The organism is Enterovibrio qingdaonensis (assembly GCF_028683135.1).
Classification (GTDB): Bacteria; Pseudomonadota; Gammaproteobacteria; order Enterobacterales; family Vibrionaceae; genus Enterovibrio; species Enterovibrio qingdaonensis.
The window spans coordinates 1-15,418 of sequence record NZ_JAJUBB010000007.1; the positions used below are offsets into that span (position 1 = coordinate 1).

The 15,418-nt window shown below is 47.4% G+C and carries 13 protein-coding genes; 4 read left to right on the forward strand and 9 right to left on the reverse strand.

The features are described 5' to 3' along the window. Positions 1 to 32 precede the first annotated feature (32 nt). On the reverse strand, positions 33 to 623 hold the full coding sequence (gene cobO, locus LRP49_RS11080; protein ID WP_274142231.1) for a cob(I)yrinic acid a,c-diamide adenosyltransferase: 591 nt from the start codon (positions 621 to 623) through the stop codon (positions 33 to 35). A 219-nt stretch (positions 624 to 842) separates the two neighbouring features. On the opposite strand from cobO, the gene LRP49_RS11085 reads away from it, so the two are divergent. Further along, complete coding sequence (locus LRP49_RS11085; RefSeq protein ID WP_274142233.1) at positions 843 to 1,310, forward strand: low molecular weight protein-tyrosine-phosphatase; 468 nt, start codon at positions 843 to 845, stop codon at positions 1,308 to 1,310. Positions 1,311 to 1,476: 166 nt separating this feature from the next. After that, positions 1,477 to 2,451, forward strand: a complete 975-nt coding sequence (locus LRP49_RS11090) for a LysR substrate-binding domain-containing protein (protein WP_274142235.1) — start codon at positions 1,477 to 1,479, stop codon at positions 2,449 to 2,451. Between the two features lie 58 nt (positions 2,452 to 2,509). Here LRP49_RS11090 and LRP49_RS11095 read toward each other — a convergent pair whose 3' ends face one another. Beyond that, positions 2,510 to 2,884: a hypothetical protein gene (locus LRP49_RS11095; protein ID WP_274142237.1), complete on the reverse strand. Its 375-nt coding sequence runs from the start codon at positions 2,882 to 2,884 to the stop codon at positions 2,510 to 2,512. Positions 2,885 to 2,893: 9 nt separating this feature from the next. Then, positions 2,894 to 4,213: a putrescine-ornithine antiporter gene (gene potE / locus LRP49_RS11100; RefSeq protein ID WP_274142238.1), complete on the reverse strand. Its 1,320-nt coding sequence runs from the start codon at positions 4,211 to 4,213 to the stop codon at positions 2,894 to 2,896. Positions 4,214 to 4,578: 365 nt separating this feature from the next. On the opposite strand from potE, the gene adiA reads away from it, so the two are divergent. After that, the gene (gene adiA, locus LRP49_RS11105) at positions 4,579 to 6,873 is read left to right on the forward strand and encodes an arginine decarboxylase (protein ID WP_274142239.1); all 2,295 of its coding nucleotides are present in this window, start codon (positions 4,579 to 4,581) and stop codon (positions 6,871 to 6,873) included. Positions 6,874 to 6,952: 79 nt separating this feature from the next. On the opposite strand, the gene LRP49_RS11110 is transcribed toward adiA, so the two are convergent. The 6 genes from LRP49_RS11110 to LRP49_RS11135 form a co-directional block, all read right to left on the reverse strand. Next, positions 6,953 to 8,140 carry a M20 metallopeptidase family protein gene (locus tag LRP49_RS11110; protein WP_274142241.1) on the reverse strand — a complete coding sequence of 396 codons (1,188 nt, stop codon included), beginning with the start codon at positions 8,138 to 8,140 and terminating at the stop codon, positions 6,953 to 6,955. Continuing rightward, positions 8,141 to 8,590: a hypothetical protein gene (locus LRP49_RS11115; protein ID WP_274142242.1), complete on the reverse strand. Its 450-nt coding sequence runs from the start codon at positions 8,588 to 8,590 to the stop codon at positions 8,141 to 8,143. It lies immediately after the preceding gene. Positions 8,591 to 8,593: 3 nt separating this feature from the next. After that, positions 8,594 to 9,418 (reverse strand): DUF3100 domain-containing protein, encoded by an 825-nt coding sequence (locus LRP49_RS11120; RefSeq protein WP_274142243.1) that lies wholly within the window; start codon positions 9,416 to 9,418, stop codon positions 8,594 to 8,596. A 294-nt stretch (positions 9,419 to 9,712) separates the two neighbouring features. After that, complete coding sequence (locus LRP49_RS11125) at positions 9,713 to 11,011, reverse strand: ABC transporter substrate-binding protein (RefSeq protein ID WP_274142244.1); 1,299 nt, start codon at positions 11,009 to 11,011, stop codon at positions 9,713 to 9,715. Positions 11,012 to 11,021: 10 nt separating this feature from the next. Continuing rightward, positions 11,022 to 12,995: a methyl-accepting chemotaxis protein gene (locus tag LRP49_RS11130; protein ID WP_274142245.1), complete on the reverse strand. Its 1,974-nt coding sequence runs from the start codon at positions 12,993 to 12,995 to the stop codon at positions 11,022 to 11,024. Positions 12,996 to 13,306: 311 nt separating this feature from the next. Continuing rightward, positions 13,307 to 14,062 carry a DNA repair protein gene (locus LRP49_RS11135; RefSeq protein ID WP_274142247.1) on the reverse strand — a complete coding sequence of 252 codons (756 nt, stop codon included), beginning with the start codon at positions 14,060 to 14,062 and terminating at the stop codon, positions 13,307 to 13,309. A 329-nt stretch (positions 14,063 to 14,391) separates the two neighbouring features. Here LRP49_RS11135 and cysB point away from each other — a divergent pair, with 329 nt between their 5' ends. Continuing rightward, entirely contained in the window at positions 14,392 to 15,366 is a 975-nt protein-coding gene (cysB, locus tag LRP49_RS11140) for an HTH-type transcriptional regulator CysB (RefSeq protein WP_274142249.1), read from the forward strand. Positions 15,367 to 15,418 lie beyond the last annotated feature (52 nt).

A 15,418-nucleotide genomic window follows, 5' to 3' on the forward strand; every position in this document is an offset into this window, starting at 1 on the left:
CTCACTTAAGAGCCCTTTTTCTGGCGATAGTTTTACCAATCAATGCCTTTGCGCACTTTCACACCGGCTTCAAAAGCGTGTTTTACGTTTCGCACTTCAGACACGGTATCAGCCATGTCGGTCAATGTGCGGTGTGCGGCGCGGCCTGTAATAACGACGGATTGCTCGCTCGGACGGTTTTCTAGAGCGGTTACCACGTCATCGAGTTCGACATAGCCATATGTCACCATGTAAGTCATTTCATCGAGCAGTACCACGTCATAACTTGGGTCGGTCAGCATGCGCTTACATTCCTGCCAAACCTCTTGAGCCGCACGGGTGTCGCCTTCTTTATCTTGTGTGTCCCACGTAAAGCCAGTCGCCATCACATGAAATTCGACGCCGCATTTTTGCAGTAAGTTTCGCTCACCGCACTCCCACGTGCCTTTAATAAATTGTGCAACACCACACTTTTGGCCGTGACCCGTAGCGCGGGTGACGATGCCAAAACCTGCCGTGGATTTTCCTTTGCCGTTCCCTGTGATAACAAGCAGCAACCCTTTTTCAATTTGAGCTGCAGCGACACGTTCATCCACTTGTTCTTTGACTTTTTGTTGGCGGGCTTTGTAGCGTTCATCGCTCATTGTTGGGTCCTTTATCTTCAAATAGCTGATTTTTATGCGCTGCTTTCGCGAATGGATCACAACATACCAAAATCAGTTTTTAATGGAAGCGAGAACCGAAAGTAAATCTGAGTTAGCGGCATCGGAAAGCTGACTAACCATGGTGCTACAGTAGGCAGTCTGATAAATTGAAAGCAACATCGTGGAAAAATCAGTCACAAAGACAGGATGTCGAGCACAATGAAAGCGCACGAAGCAAAAAAAATACTTGTTGTTTGTATGGGCAATATTTGCCGTTCGCCCACGGGTGAAGCGGTACTAAGGCAGAAAGCGCAAGACCGAGGCGTTAACGTGATTATCGATTCTGCCGGTACTATCGGTTATCACGAAGGGTCAAAACCTGATGCCCGAAGCCGTGCAGCAGGGGAGGCGCGTGGGTACGATTTCTCGGGTATCTATTCTCGCCCTGTTGTGCCAGAAGACTTTGAGCACTTTGACATGATATTGGCGGCTGACAAGGCCAACCTTGCCGACTTACTGGATAACTGCCCGAAGCATCTCAGACATAAAGTGTCGTTGTTTTTAAGCCACGGCGATTCAAAACTCGATGAAATCCCAGACCCGTATTTTGGTGGTGGTAGAGGTTTTGAGCTGGTGTTAGATCTTATTGAAGATGCCAGCGACAGTATTTTAAATAAATGCCAGTAAGTGCGCAGATTAACCTGCCAATCGAAAGCCTGCACCCTGCAGGCTTTCCTTTTTCTTCCTTACATTTGCTAAACACTGAGCAAACTCACGGTATAACGCTTGTTTAAAATAGTTTGCTCTTATAAATTTAGGATCTATAGCTGCCATTTTAGTTTGAGGTAAGGGATTGAAACTTCAACAGCTCAAATATCTTAAAGCGATAAAGGACAACAATCTAAATGTGTCCGCCGCATCACAATCGCTTTTTACAACGCAACCAGGGGTCAGCAAGCAAGTTGGGTTGCTTGAAAAGGAGCTGGGTGTTCGTATCTTTGAACGCCGTGGCAAAAACCTGAGTGGTATCACTCCCATTGGCGAGCGTATTCTCGAACAAGTAGAACGTATGCTGGCGTTGGAACAAAAAATAAAAGCGTTGGCGAGTGAGCACTTGGACCCGAGTGTTGGCACCCTGAATATTTACACGACCCATACGATAGCGCGCTACTTATTGCCAAACAGTGTGTCGTACTTCACGCGTAAATATCCGAATATCAATTTCCATTTGCATCCTACTTTGCCATTACAGACAAAAGGTGTGATCAGCAAAGGGCACTCCGATTTTTCAATTGTTGCCCACGATGTAGGTTTGGATAACGATCTTATCGTATTGCCAGCCTATCGATGGACCTTGGGTCTGGTGGTGCCGGAAGATCATCCATTGGCTGATGTACCTCAACCGTCGCTAAAGCAGTTGGCTGAGTATCCTATTTTGAGTTATGAACCAGGTGCAACGGGCCGACGCACACAAGATGAAGCGTTTGAGCGAGAGGGGATTTCGCCAAACTACTTTATGACGGTTATGGATGCAGACGTTATAAAACGTTATGTGCAGTTAGGCTTTGGTATTGGGATTGTTTCTTCTCTTGCAGCAAAAGACATTAAAAATACGGGTCTGACGTATATCAACCTCGACCATTTGTTTGAGCCTTCAAATGCGTGGATTTGTTTTTCAAAAGATATCCTGCTGCAAAACTACATGTACGATTTCCTGATGTCGTTCTCGCCTCATCTTACTAAGACTCTGATGGAAAATGTGTTGATGCAGAACAGCAGCGAAAAAGTGGACTCGCTGTTTGAAGGGGTAGAGTTACCCGTTTACTGACCATCAAAATGTTTAGGAACAAAAACGCCAGCACTTGCTGGCGTTTTTTATGGGTACGTTATTGCCCATCATTTTCTGGCGGTGTCCGAATAACGCGCCCTTGGTTGTTATTCAACTCTGGATGGTCGACCAACAAGTGCTTTCGGATAGCCGGTGGTTCGGGCTCATTCTCGGGATGATGGTGATGATATATCGGTGTTTTTGGTCGATATACATGATGTGGACGATCGCCCTCCAACACGGAATCAGGGATCCGCTTACCGATAATAATTTCTATCGCCGTCATAGGGTCCATCTCATCCACTTCAACAGCTTCCGTCTCCTGCGCCTCTTCCGCTGCATAGAGCGAGAACGAAAACCCGCTCAGAAGGAGTAGGAGTGACAAGAGCATCACGCTACGGAGTGTTTTAGGGTTCAGATCTGCACAGTGCATCTTTCCCTCCTAGGCCATTGAGCCGTTGTCTCTGTTGTCGCGCGCTGCGATGAAGCCGTAGAAAATATAGCCAAATAGCGTCAAGATTGCGCCATAGAATACGGCCGATTGACCACAGGCGTAGACCCCGTAAATGCTGTACACCACCGCAAGCGTACCGATGAGAGCACCGGTTTGGTATTCTTTCTTGCTGACATTTTTCTTGCGCAAAATGACTTCAAGGCCAGTGAGCGACAAGATGTAAGGCACCATGTTGATAAATACCGCCAAGTTAAGCAGCACGTTGAACTGATTTACCAAGTTTGGCGAAATGGTCATGATTGCCAGTGCCAATTCCAGTCCCAGCATGATCAGCATGCCTTTGATAGGGGCATCGGCTTTATTCACTTCACCAAACACTTTCGGGAACAGTTTGATATCAGCGGCTGCTTTGGAAACCTGTGCATTGGTGAACTGCCAGCCCAACAACGAACCAATACAGGCGATTACGGCCAATGCAGTGATGATGCTACCTACGGTTTCATTAAACATATAGGTATATACAAGACCAAATGGCGCATCTGATTTTGCAAGCTCTGCATTCGGGATAATCCCTTGAATCACGGATGTCGAAGCGATGTAAACGATGGCCGTGAAGCTTGTGGCGAGCATACACGCCAAGGGGACGTTCTTTTCGGGGTTTTCCACGGCCCCCGAGTTTGCCCCCGCCGACTCAATCCCAAGAAACGCCCACAGCGTGAGTGCAATACCTGAAGAAATCGCGGTGATATTGGTATCTTGGTGCGGGTTCCATGCCTCTGCAAACACGTCTGGTTTAAACCAGAACCAACCAGCGATAGAAAGACCTACCACAGGAATGATGATACCCCACACCGTGATTGCTGAAATTTGCCCTGTGATTTTTGGTCCCCAAAAGTTGGCTACCATGGTGACAACGAGAATTGCCACGACAGCGATAAAGGTATGAATCGGGGTGGTTTTTATCCAAGGGAAAAAGGGCACTAAATAGCCAGCTGCGGATACCGCGATGGCCACCGCACTGATAACCAAACAGACGTAATAGGTGTAAGAGGCAATAAAAAATGAGGACTTGCCGTGCGCCTCATTGGCATATGCAGACATCCCTCCGTCTTTGTTGCAGTACATCCCGCACTTGGCAAATGCATAGGCAATACACATTGCGCCAATAGCGGTAACAATCCATGAGAGCAGCGAAATTGCCCCGGTTTGAGCCAAACTGGCAGGCAGCATGATGATGCCTGACCCCATCATATTGACCGTCACGATAGTCGTGAGGCCAACCAATCCCATTTTGTTTCCTGATGCCATGTTTATTCTCCACCGCCTTGGGCTTCATTTGATATGCGGAAATGAGTTTCTTCCATGCGCTGTCTTTTAGAGAGCATATAAGAGTTGCGCTAAAAGGTGACATTTTGCGATCTACATCAAAATGCACGTACCGTCGAAATGAAAGTAGATGTTCAGCTGGGCGGGGTTTGATTCGTTTACAAGACAGTCTGATAGATAAAAAATAACGCCCAGAAATTAGTGCTGCCTGCTGCACGATTGATTTAAGGTTTTTTTTTCATAGTTGCTCTTTTGCGACTTTGTGTTGCTAAGCTCTCTTCTATGGTGAATGAGTCTCAACAAACATTTGAGCAATCTCTTCTTCATGTACGGTGCTGGGGTAGGCTATGAAAACCTATGGAAAGAAATTTAATGTTCTGATTCTGGAAGAGGCCCACAGAGAGGGTATGGTAGGCAATGCGATCGAAAGGTTGATTGCCGAACTCGAAGAGGGCGGGGCGAGAGTGATGGTAGCCAACAGTTACGATGACTGTTACTCCATGATTTTCACTAACACGGCGTTAGATTGCTTGATGTTGACATCGGCAATGAGCGGTTCACAAGCCGAAGAAAACGATCGCTTTTTCGTGCTAATCGACAAGCTGAACCGTCGTCAACAAGGTGTCCCTGTTTTCCTTTTAGCAGAACGCAAAAAAATCACGCTGCACGTTACCAAGGAAATGATGGAAAAGGTGGATGAGTTCGCCTGGATCCTTGAAGACACACCAGACTTTATCGCCGGTCGTGCGATTGCTGCGATGACACGTTATCGCAATCAACTGCTTCCGCCACTCATGTCTGCACTCATGAAATACGATGACATTCATGAGTATTCGTGGGCAGCTCCGGGCCACCAAGGTGGGGTAGGCTTTACCAAAACGCCAGCGGGTCAGCGGTTTTATAACTATTACGGTGAAGGTATTTTCCGCACCGATATGGGGATTGAGCGCGGCAGCTTAGGGTCACTTCTCGACCACACAGGATCGTTCGGTGAAAGTGAGCGATATGCGGCGAAAGTGTTTGGTGCGCATCAATCGTATTCATTGGTGACGGGAACATCGGGCTCTAACCGCACCATTATGTCGGCGTGTATGAACGAAAACGATTTGGTTATCTGTGACCGGAATTGCCATAAATCCATTGAGCAGGGATTGATGCTCTCTGGCTCACGCCCTATCTATTTAGTTCCGACCCGTAACCGCTATGGCATCATCGGCCCTATCTTTCCAGATCAGTTGTCTAAGCCCGTTCTTGATAAACGAGCGAAAGAGTATTCGCTAACCAAAGACTATGCCGATCAACGTGCAGTCTATGCTGTGTTGACCAACTGTACCTATGATGGTCTTTGCTACAACGCAAAACGTGCACAGGATATTCTGGCAGAAAGCAGTGACCGTATTCATTTCGATGAAGCGTGGTACGGTTATGCGCGCTTCAACCCTATCTATGAAAATCACTTTGCAATGCGTGGTGATCCGGTAGAAGACCCAGATGGTCCGACTGTATTCGCTACACACTCAACACACAAATTACTTAATGCACTTTCACAAGCTTCTTGGCTTCATGTGAGAAACGGTAAAGGGGCCATCAGTTACGAACGCTTTAATCAAGCGTACATGATGCATGCAACGACCTCCCCGCTCTATGCCATTAGTGCCTCGAATGATATTGCTGTTTCTCAGATGGCGGGTAACCGTGGTCATTCGCTGACACTGGAAGTGATTCGCGAAGCGGTCGACTTCCGTCAAGCGATGGGACGTTTGAATCGAGAGTACAGTGAAAAAGGGGACTGGTTCTTCACGCCGTGGAATGCCGAAGTGGTTAAAGACCCTGCGACTGGCCAATCTTACGCCTTTGAAGATGCGCCTGCGGATCTGCTTTGCGAAAGTCAGGATGCGTGGGTCATGCACCCGGGTGATAAGTGGCATGGATTCGAAGACATGCCTGCTGACTGGTGTATGCTCGACCCGATCAAGGTCAGTATCCTTGCGCCAGGCATGGGCGATGACGGACACCTGCTCGACACGGGCGTTCCGGCTGCATTGGTGACCTTGTATCTCGGCCGTTTTGGTATCGTGCCAACACGTACTACCGATTTCCAAGTCATGTTCCTCTTCTCTATGGGTATCACCAAAGGTAAGTGGGCAACCTTGGTTAATACCTTGATGGCCTTTAAGCGCCACTACGATAACAACACGCCATTGGTCGATGCATTACCCGATTTGGTGGCGGATTTCCCTGATGCCTATGGCGACTTGGGGCTTAAAGATCTCGGTGACAAAATCTTTGCGTACCTCAAGAAGCATAATCCGGGCGAAGTGCTGAATGCCGCGTATGAAATGTTACCTGAAGCGGTTATGACACCGCGTGCCGCCTTCCAGGCGATTGTGGCAGATAACGTTGAAATGGTGCCGTCGCATCAGCTGGTGGGCCGAGTCGCTGCGAATGCGGTTATCCCGTATCCACCGGGTATTCCGATGCTGATGTCAGGTGAAAGCTTTGGTGACGAGAGCAGTCCTCAGATCAAATATCTCAAGAGTCTAGAAGTGTGGGATGACGAATTCCCAGGCTTTGAAAAAGAGACTGAAGGGACAGAGTTGCACGATGGCATCTATCACGTCATGTGTGTGAAAAACGTGTGATGCTCGTTGACTGACAAAGCAAAAGAAAAGGCCGGAGCATGCTCCGGCCTTTTTATTTTTAGGGGGAATTAGGCTTGTCTTATGAGCAAGCAATACGCGTGAAGATTTGCGCGCCAATCAGCAGGAAATCGTCATCTACGTAGTAAGGGCTTGAGTGCAGGTAGTTACAGATACCTGCTTCAGCATTACCACTTCCCAAGAAGAACATTGCGCCTTTTTGGTTCTCAGCAGCGTTTACCATTAGGCTGAAATCTTCAGAACCTGTCATTGGTTTGCCGTGAGGGTCAAGACGGTCAGCAGGCACGGTTGCTTGTGCCGCATCAATAACGCGTTGGTAAGCCTCTGGGTGGTTGATTACCGCAGGGTAACCTTCGCACACCATGGTGGTTTTAAAACCACGGATTTCACTTTCTTTTACGAAGGTGCCGAAGCTGTCTTTAAGAATTTGGTCAGTTTCCGCATCCATCGCACGGATCGTACCGCGGGCTTGTGCGTAGTCAGGCACGGCGTTTGGAATGCTACCACCGTTGAACATACCACAACCGAATACAGCAGGGCTGAATGGGTTAGTGCGCTTAGCAACGATGTAGTCCATGTCCATGATGATACGGCTTGCTTCACGGATTGCATCCATGCCTTTTTGAGGCGTAGAACCGTGAGCAGATACACCGTGTACATCCAGCGTCCACGCAGAACCGTAAGAAGACATAATGCCGTTGTTGATTTTCACCATGCCGTATTCAAGCGCAGCGTCATTGTGCAGAGCATATACTTCTGCAACGCCGTCCATACAGCCCAGCTCAACCATTTTGCTCGCGCCAGGAACACGCATGTCTTCTTCTGCCATTTGGAAAACAAAACGAACGTTGTGCTTAAGCTCGCCTTGGTTTTCTGACAAGTATTTTGCCGTGGTCAGAATGATCGCCATGTGGGTATCGTGACCACAGTTGTGTGAGCGACCTTCGTGGTTCGAACGGTACTCGTTCTCCGTCATGTCTTGCATTTCCAGTGCATCCATATCCGCACGGAAAGCGACACGGCTCCACTCTGGGTTCACGGTCAAATCTGCGATAAAGCCAGTGAAACCTTCATAGGTAGTCAGTGAGTAACCCATTTCGGTCATCAGAGCCTGACAGTACGCCGAGGTTTTGAATTCTTCGCCAGACACTTCAGGGATCTGGTGCAAATCGCGACGGGTCTTGATGCTGAACTCGTGCAGGCCTAGCAGTTTGCTGTCTAGGTTAAAATTGCTGTACTTAGCTGACATTTAGATAATCCCTTTCATTTGGAAGCCGATTTGGGCAACAAGTGATGCGCCGAAGAAACAGCTGGTTGCAACAATCAGGAAGATGACGATCACTTTCCATGACATCTTCTTCAGCTCTTCCATCTGGCCGCCTACAGACAGACCCGCGAACGCCAACAAAGGCACACACACTGACAGGAACTGGATTTTACCCACAGATTCCAGGAAGTACGCACGAACAGGTGTGTCTGGCAAACAGATCAGAATACCGATGATGGTTGCGTATGCGAACGTTGGCAGAGAAGAAGGAATGAACTTCTTAGCAACCAGCGACAAGAATACGATCACTGACATTGCGATAAAGCTGTTTACCATCTCAAGTGGCGCAGTACCGTTCGTCAGGAATTGGGTAAAACCAGCCAGTACAATCGCAAGCGACACTAGCTTCATGTCGTTAAAAATGGCTTTCATGGCTTATTTACCTTTGTTACAGATTTTGTAGATGAATTCGGCCAGTGGCAGACCTAGGAAGGTCAGCGACAGGGCACCCAATACAGAAGACAGCAGGTTAGATGCAGCAGCGATACTCAGAACCTGTTTTGCCATTTCTGGATCCAGACCTGATACCAGTGCACCTGATGCTGCGCTTAGCATTGAGCCTGAACCAACACCAGAGCCAGCAGCAAGTGCCAGTGGGTGTAGACCTGTTAGCGGAGCGATACTGCCTAGAACGGAGAACCAAAGGGTGCCGATCACTGAACCACACAGGTAAATTGCTAGTACGCCAACATACTCTGGGCTACCTGTACCGAATTTGCCTTGGATAACCGCGATTGAAGGTTCACGGCTGATAGAAGAACATGCGCCGATAGTTTTACGGCCAAATCCAAACTTCACTGCCAAAGGAACAGCAACCAGAATTGGAAGAAGGTTACCCAGCTCTTGCAGAAGCAGTGGAACACCAGCATTGATGATCATTTCAAGGTTAGGAATGATCATGCCAGCGTATTGGGTACCCAACACGAGTAAGCAGTAGCCGACCATTTTTCCGCAGAAGCCTTCTTCTTTCTCGGTGAAGATTTTGCCCCAAGCTTTAACTTTGTTTTTGGTCCAGTTAACTGACATTGCCATGCCGAACATAACAGCAAACAGCATTGGAAGGATGGAGATGGTAGCAAAGCCCAGGTCAATTTTTTGGGTGCCAATAATAAATTGCGATACGAAAATGAGCGCTGATACAGCGATGACACTTGTCATCACGATACGCGCTTGTCCGCCTTTGTTCTCTACGTTAGTCATACTTATTCATCGAAGTAAATGTGGAATCCAGGGCGATTATAGGGAGAGTTAGAAAGCGAAACGTGAATGAGATCAAGTGTTGTATTCAGTATCTAGATGAAAACTAAATATGATATTCCCATATGGAATTAGGGGTTATTGGGCGGTAAAAAGGTCGCGAGGCACGTGTTAACTGTGTTGCTGAAACGGGAGGAAATATAACAAGTGTAACCGTTGGGATTATCTCATTTAACAACGGTGTCAGGGGCAAAAATAAACCCGGCACGCTGGCCGGGTTATTGTAAAGCCTGAAAGCTATTTAACGGGAGGGCATTGCAGCATCATTGCGCTGGCGTTGCTTAGACTCTCTTTCTGAGGCTGGTACCAAGATTCCAGCCCTTTTTGCAACTGAGAGGCAGCTTGTGAAGGTGAAAGTTGACCTGCCATAACACTCACGCTGGTTTCCCACACTTCCAGTTCTAGGTTTGGCTCACCGCGTGACAGCACTTGCGCTGTGTTACGAATGGTGGAATCACAAGTATCACGCCATGACATCATTTCTTGAGCAATGGGGTCGTTAACCTCGAAGAAATGGTTAGACAGCGAGAAAAAGCCTGAAATCTCGTTGGTCAACAACTCGGCAAACTCTGCGGTCGTCATCCATTTTAGGAACAGGTCAGCGGCTTCTGGGTTTTTCGAGTGTGAATAGACCCCCATCCCCAAATCAGTGTGATCGGTGAAGTAACAAGCATCACCTTTCTTTTCGACGGGTGGCGGGAACACGCCCATATTCACTTTGCCTTTGAACGTCATAATGTCCCAAGAGCCAGCAGGGTAGATGGCAGCTTTTCCATCGGAAAACAGAGAACCTGCGTCAGCATAACTGCGTTGGTCGAAGTCGTCGCCCATGTAGTTAGCCCATTTTTTCAGTTCACGGAATGTCTGACGGTAAGGCTCGCTGTCTATCCTTTCAGAGCCCTTAACCAAGGCTTCTCGGCCATCTTCGCCCTTCCAGTATGTTGGACCAATGTTTTGGAAGCCCATGGTGGCACTTTCCCATTTGTCTTTCGTGCCCATTGCCAGTGGCAGATATCCCTGACGCTTAGCTTTTTCTAATACCCAGTAAAAATCCGCTTTGGTGACAGGCTCGTTAACCCCGATGTCTTTAAAGATATCTTTGTTATAGAAAAAGCCGTGGATCACTGACGCCATAGGTAAACAGAACGTTTGTGCGCCAGAGTCTGTTTGCCAAGGAGCCTGTGCGAAACTAGGGAAGTTTTCCATACCTTCCATTTCGGTCACTTCTTTTAACAAACCGCGTTGGAATAGACCCAATGAACCATCAAAAGGACGGCAGGCAATCAAGTCGCCTGCAGTACCTTGGGCAAAGCGCTTCTCCATATCGTCATTCCATTTTGATGCATCCATGTCTGGTGGAGAACGATATTCAACCTTGATATTTGGGTAGTGTTTGTTAAACGCAGGAATGATCTTCTCATTCCACACCTTGTCGTCACTGCGCCAAGAATCGATAACCAGTGTGGTTTGCGCATTTGCAAAAGAAGACACTGCCAACGCCACTGCAGCCAAAGGCAAAAGGAAAGTATTTTTCATGATCAGTTCCTTACACGCGGAAGTTAGAAATCAGGTTTTGTTGCTCTTGAGCCAGCGTCGCTAGCGCGTCGCTGCTAGTTGCTGACTCCCGTGCTTCTTTCTCTGCTTCGTAGGCCACATGAGCAATGCCATTGATATGCTCTGCGACTTCGTGGCTGACCTTAATTTGCTCTTCCGTTGCTTGCGCGACATGCACCGCCATTTCCTGAATTGCTTCCATGCGTGACACAATGTCTTGCAATGTTTCATCTGTCATACGTGTTTGATTCAGACAGTCTTCCATTTGCTTCTGGCTTGCACTCATGGTTTCCGCCATACGGGAAGCATTGCCTTGCAGGTTATTGATCATCTGCTGGATTTCTTCCGTCGACTTTTGCGTTCGGGTTGCCAATGCGCGAACTTCATCCGCGACTACCGCGAAACCGCGTCCATGGCTACCGGCACGCGCTGCTTCAATGGCAGCATTCAATGCCAGTAAGTTTGTTTGTTCTGCAATGTCTTGAATAACATGAAGAATCGAGCCAATGTTGGAAGAGTACTGGTTCAATTGCTGGGTGTTGGAAACCGCTTCTTCGATATTGCCTGACAGTTGTTCGGTCAAATGACGGCTGCGAGACACTTGAGAACGACCGCTGTTAGCGGCCTGGTTTGTGTTTTCAACCTCCGCAACAGTCATTTCCGTTGAACGAGAAATTTCTTTCGCACTGACTTCCATTTCTGAAATTGCTGCAGCGACTTGGTCGGTACGCGATTTCTGATCTTCAACGCGAGACATCGCACTGTCACTCACGGTTGCGGCGCGACCTGCTTCGTCTAGAAGGTGTTTTGCCCCATCACCAAATTTTGCGAGCGTCTGTGACATAGTGCTGGCCAGCATATCTATCGATCGGCTCAACTCACCGAACTCATCGTCGGTGTCGTAGTTGGTGCGGGTACGCATATCGCCCGATGTCATTTTGTCGAGCACAGTATTAATACGTGCCAATGGCTTTTGTATGCTGCGGGTAGTCGAAAAGCCAACCCAAATACTGATGGCTGCCGCAACCGACGTCATTATGATGACATACAAGAACGCTTCACTCACCGCCGTCTCGGCCGCAGAGCGACTTGATTGGGCTAGCTGTTGTGCGTAGTCCGCAAAACCTTGAAGCTGAGTTTGGATTCGCTCCATTTGTTCACTGGTTTCGCGATTTTCGCGCAATAGAGACTGGTTTATGTTCTGTTGTTGGGTCAGAACATCCAGTAACCCGTCTTCACCAAGTGTGAGTGACTCTACTTTCTTAAGGTTGCGCGAATAGCGTGCTTTGACATCGTCTTCAACAGAAATGAGCGCAAGACGTTTGAACGCGATTTCGATGTCTTTTGACAGGGCAGAGCGAAGTTGAGTCAAATCTGTATCTTGATTCGCGCGACGCAGTAGCTTCAGATCGCGGGCAATACCACTCGTAATAAGCTCGGCGCGATTATGCAGTGAACGCTTTACCGAGGCTTTTTGAAGCAGCAAGTTTGCTGCCCATTGGTAAGTGTCTTCTAAGCGAAGGAATTTAAGATCTAACGCTTTGCGCTGCTCAATGAGCGTGAGTGCGCGTTGCTGCATATCAATCAGTTCTGCAGCTTGATCATAGTAAGTCGATGATGATTGATAAATGGCGCGAAGCTGCTGCCGCTCCTCTTGTTGAACGGCATTTCTTTCTGCGCGCTTCAATGTCTGGAAAAAGTGCTGTTTTTGTTCATCAAAGTGATTGTCGACAGCATACACGCTTTCGTTGTTACTGTGGAAAGTGTTTACCAACAAGTTAGTACGCATTAACTGGGTGATTAAATTCCCGGATGCCACCACCATTGGTGTGGATTGGTCGGTGATTTGTTCGACTTTGCTTTGTAGTGTTTTTGCATTGAATAAGCTGACACTGCTGAGTAGAGCCATTAGTACAAATACTAATGCAAAACCGGCGATGGTTCTTTGTACGACAGACAACTTCATTGTTCTCTCACTCTTACGGCAGTCTTGGAGAAGACTAAAAGTAATGTTGGCTTTAAAAAATTTAGGACTAAAAATAAGTCGGAGAGCCAAAATGAAAATAAGCCAAGAATTTTGACACTAATCGTACTTATCGGCACTTAAAGCGACATTCTTTAATAAAAAAATGTTACATGAAGCACAGATTAATTCGCGGCATGAAATTAATTGGAAGCAGTATCAAGAAACTGCGGGTGATGGACGTGTGCACTGGGCTGAGTTTGGGGCACAAAAAAAGGCCCGAATGGGCCTTTTCAAAGAAGCGGGATAGGGCTCTACCACTTCTTCTTTGGAGCAAAGAGTTCATCGAGCTCCTTGTTTTCGTCATTTTTAGGCTTGGCCGCTTCAGCACCTTGATTCAAGGTGTTGTTAACGTCATCCAACATTGCGGTTAGATTCTCTTTGGCGGACTGGCAGTAAGCGTCACTTTTAGCACTGACAATTGCCAAGGCTTTCTTGAGCAGTTGCTGTGCGGTGCCCATTTGACCTTTAATTTTTGCATCGTTAACGCGCTTAACCACATTCTCGATGTTAATTTTCAACTGCATTTGCTCTAGGCGCGCATTTTCGGATACAAACGCTTGGGTCGGCATACGTCCCTTCGTGTGCTCTGCTTTGATAACGGCGCGAAGACGTTTTACCAATTTGAGCATTGAAATCGCTTCTCGGTCACTGTCAGGTACGCGAAAAGAGGTTGATTCTTTGTTCTGATAAGCTTGTTTGATTTGGTTCACTTGGCCCTGAACATCATTGATGCGCTGTGGCAGAGAACGATCTGATTTGTCGATGTCATACATTGTTTTTAATGCATCGAGAATTTTTTGGTTTAAACAAACCAACAGCGTGCCACTATATGGCAAGTTGTGAGCGTTACCGATCAGCTCTTCCGTGGCATCAATAACAGCAATATATTTAGCCATTTCCTGGCGCTTAGTTGACTCAACACGTTGACGTTGCTGGGCCATGATGTTGTAACCAACAATTAGGCCGAGCAAAATAACGGATAAGCCCACAATCAAGGCGATATTCATAAGCGAGCGTCGATGTTCCCTGTTTCAACTTAGGCAGACTAAGATACACGATCTGCAAGTATGGTTATAGTTTGATAGTACTATTTTCGATCTTAGCTAAAATCTGGCGTGACGTAACGCTTTTCTCAAGCTTACTGCGTTTGAACGCACGTTTATTGCGCGGACATTCATTAAGTTAGTGGCCTTAACAGAGTTACGAATTATTGGCACTTTATGTTGAATGCGCTTTTTTTGAGCGATAGCTTGCGGATATGGCAACTACCGCTACTCAAACCCTACGATAAACGTTATAAATTCTATGTATATCTCCATTTGCTGCTGACAACCCTATGAAACTACAACAATTAAAATACATCGTGGAAGTCGTTAATCATGACTTGAATGTGTCTTCCACGGCAGAAAGTCTGTTTACCTCACAACCTGGCATCAGTAAGCAAATTCGCGCACTCGAGGATGAACTTGGGGTACAGGTATTTGGCCGTAGCGGTAAACACTTAACAAAGTTGACACCTGCGGGCGAGCAGATCGTTGATATTGCACGCGATATTCTTTCCCGTGTAGATAGCATCAAATCCGTTGCACAAGAATATACAAACCCAGAATACGGGCAGCTAAACATTGCGACCACGCACACGCAAGCGCGATATGCGCTGCCTGATGTCATCTCACGCTTTGTTCAGCGGTATCCCAAAGTGTCGTTACACATGCACCAAGGTGCGCCAAGCCAGATAGCCAGTTTTGTGTTGAAAGGAGCCTCTGAGTTTGCGATCGCCACGGAAGCGTCTCACTTATACGAGGATTTGGTTATGCTGCCTTGTTACCACTGGACGCGATCCCTCATTGTGAAAAAAGGCCATCCGCTGACTCGTGTTTCCAAACTTACCATTCAGGATATCGCGCGTTACCCACTGGTTACCTATGTGTTTGGTTTTACAGGACGCTCGAGTCTAGATTCTGCGTTTAACCAAGCGAAATTGCGCCCCAATATTGTCTTTACAGCGACAGATGCTGACGTGATTAAAACCTATGTGCGCTTGGGCGTTGGGATCGGTGTTATGGCAACGATGGCTTATGATGCCAAGCTTGATGATGACCTTGTCGCTATTGATGCTAGCCATATTTTTGATGCAAGCACTACGCGCATAGGGTTCCGTAAAGGCACCGTATTGCGAAACTATATGTATGACTTCATCGAAAGTTTTGCGCCGCATTTGACGCGAGATGTTGTTGATCAAGCCATGCAATGTAAAGACCCAAATGAGGTGGATAAACTCTTTGCCTCGATGGAGTTGCCGGTTCGCTAACTAAAACTTCGTCGTAGACTCTTTTACTCGCACGCCCCCTAACGTTGAACGC

What these genes read in the sequence shown, in the direction of transcription:
- cobO (WP_274142231.1), bottom strand. Translation starts at nt 623, where the DNA reads ATGAGCGATGAACGCTACAAAGCCCGCCAACAAAAAGTCAAAGAACAA.
- LRP49_RS11085 (WP_274142233.1), top strand. Translation starts at nt 843, where the DNA reads ATGAAAGCGCACGAAGCAAAAAAAATACTTGTTGTTTGTATGGGCAAT.
- LRP49_RS11095 (WP_274142237.1), bottom strand. Translation starts at nt 2,884, where the DNA reads ATGCACTGTGCAGATCTGAACCCTAAAACACTCCGTAGCGTGATGCTC.
- potE (WP_274142238.1), bottom strand. Translation starts at nt 4,213, where the DNA reads ATGGCATCAGGAAACAAAATGGGATTGGTTGGCCTCACGACTATCGTG.
- adiA (WP_274142239.1), top strand. Translation starts at nt 4,579, where the DNA reads ATGAAAACCTATGGAAAGAAATTTAATGTTCTGATTCTGGAAGAGGCC.
- LRP49_RS11110 (WP_274142241.1), bottom strand. Translation starts at nt 8,140, where the DNA reads ATGTCAGCTAAGTACAGCAATTTTAACCTAGACAGCAAACTGCTAGGC.
- LRP49_RS11115 (WP_274142242.1), bottom strand. Translation starts at nt 8,590, where the DNA reads ATGAAAGCCATTTTTAACGACATGAAGCTAGTGTCGCTTGCGATTGTA.
- LRP49_RS11120 (WP_274142243.1), bottom strand. Translation starts at nt 9,418, where the DNA reads ATGACTAACGTAGAGAACAAAGGCGGACAAGCGCGTATCGTGATGACA.
- LRP49_RS11125 (WP_274142244.1), bottom strand. Translation starts at nt 11,011, where the DNA reads ATGAAAAATACTTTCCTTTTGCCTTTGGCTGCAGTGGCGTTGGCAGTG.
- LRP49_RS11130 (WP_274142245.1), bottom strand. Translation starts at nt 12,995, where the DNA reads ATGAAGTTGTCTGTCGTACAAAGAACCATCGCCGGTTTTGCATTAGTA.
- LRP49_RS11135 (WP_274142247.1), bottom strand. Translation starts at nt 14,062, where the DNA reads ATGAATATCGCCTTGATTGTGGGCTTATCCGTTATTTTGCTCGGCCTA.
- cysB (WP_274142249.1), top strand. Translation starts at nt 14,392, where the DNA reads ATGAAACTACAACAATTAAAATACATCGTGGAAGTCGTTAATCATGAC.